General features: G+C 57.0%; 1 protein-coding gene. It reads left to right on the forward strand.

The window, feature by feature from the left end; translation table 11 throughout:
• The coding region (locus HMPREF2581_RS04740; RefSeq protein WP_168173292.1) for a conjugal transfer nickase/helicase domain-containing protein at positions 1-305 on the forward strand (305 nt) is incomplete at both ends.

Genomic DNA, 305 nt, shown 5'->3' on the forward strand with positions numbered 1-305 from the left:
CAACCCACTGTCCGGGATGGGTTGACCACTACAGATTGCGCTCCTGAAGCAATTGAAGATGTATTTATGCCTAGCAGAAGCACTGATCTGGGACAGGGATTCGTTGGCTGGATGAAATCTGGCATCGCGGCCCGTCGCCTGTTCATCAACGACACCAAGGCTTTGGTGCATACCGTCGACGGGACCGCCATGCTGGTCACGCCAGGAATCTTCAAGCGTTATGTCCAGGAGCATCCGGAGGTTGAAAAGCTGGCCCAGGCCAAGGAGACCGCCGGCTGGAAGCTGGTGCAGCGCGCGTTCGAGAA

This window comes from Pseudomonas sp. HMSC057H01 (genome assembly GCF_001836405.1).
GTDB lineage: Bacteria > Pseudomonadota > Gammaproteobacteria > Pseudomonadales > Pseudomonadaceae > Pseudomonas > Pseudomonas aeruginosa.